This is a genomic window from Streptomyces hirsutus (assembly GCF_001418415.1).
GTDB classification, from domain to species: domain Bacteria; phylum Actinomycetota; class Actinomycetes; order Streptomycetales; family Streptomycetaceae; genus Streptomyces; species Streptomyces hirsutus.
In genome coordinates this window covers 1-1,115 of sequence record NZ_LIQT01000772.1, presented here as the reverse complement: position 1 = coordinate 1,115, position 1,115 = coordinate 1, and the positions used below count along the sequence as shown (strand labels likewise).

General features: G+C 72.3%; 1 protein-coding gene. It reads right to left on the bottom strand.

Annotated elements, in window-relative coordinates:
* Positions 1-171: 171 nt before the first annotated feature.
* Positions 172-765: an XRE family transcriptional regulator gene (locus AOK11_RS38495; protein ID WP_055598234.1), complete on the bottom strand. Its 594-nt coding sequence runs from the start codon at positions 763-765 to the stop codon at positions 172-174.
* Positions 766-1,115 lie beyond the last annotated feature (350 nt).

The following is a 1,115-nucleotide window of genomic DNA, read 5'->3' as shown; positions in this document are numbered from 1 at the left end:
GGTGGGGGGATGCATGCGGGTGGGCGTGGGTCATGTCTTCACCCTAGGGCGGACATGCGTCTATAGCACTAATCCTTGCTGTTTACGCAAGGCGATGGCCGTGTGGACTGCCGGCCGCGCAAGAGGCGCCCGCGCGGACGGCGCGAGACGGCGCGAGACGGCGCCGCCCCGTCACCGGGGGGATTCCTGAAGGGCGCGGTCGCCGTTGTCGCGCTGATGGCCGCGCCGGGCGTCACGGTCGAAGATCCCCAGGATCTCGCACGGCCCGCCCTCGGCGCCGATCGCGTGCGGCAGCATCGTGGGGAACTCCGCGGCCTGGTTGGTCTCGACGCGGAAGCGGCGGTGTCCCAGCATGAGGATCGCCGTGCCCGACAGGACCACGAGCCATTCCCGCCCGGGGTGCGCACGCATGCGGGAGGGCTTGTCGGGCGGCGGCTCGGTCAGGCGCTGGCGCATGACGCTCACGCCCGGGTCGCCCTTGACCGGCCAGCGCATCCGCCCATGGGTGCCGTCGATCGTCGGACTGATGACGACGTCGTCGGAGGCGGTCTCCACGAGTTGATCGAGAGTGGTGTCCAGGGCGCGGGCGAGTGTGACCAGGCTGTCCAGCGCCAGGCGGCGCCGGCCGTTCTCGATGCGGCTGAGCGTGGACTGACTGAGCCGGGCACGCGTGGCCAGTTCCTCGAGGGACCAGCCCTGGGCCAGCCGCAGGGCACGGATCCGCTTGCGCACCAGGCCGTCCAGCTCGTCATCATTTTGCGTCATGGGCAACATCCTATGCCCATTGGGCAAGTCACGGTTAGCGTCGGGCACAGACGGTCCGGAGCAGCCGGGCCGGCACGAGAAGGGGCACGAGGAGATGTCGGTGACACCCGCCGCGTACGCGACCGACCCGCTGCCGGGCGGGACCGTCGACGTCGTGGTGGCCGTCGGCAGTGCGGTGCCGCAGGCCCGACCGGTGCGCTGACGCTGGTCCGCTCACGGCGCTCGGCCTTCGTGAGCGGCAGCGGCACACGGGGCGACACCGCCGTCGTCCGACGTCCGGGCCTGAACGGCCCGGTGCGCGAACCGCGCCGGGCGGTGCGCGCGGTGGACGGCCCCCCGCAGCCCCCGCC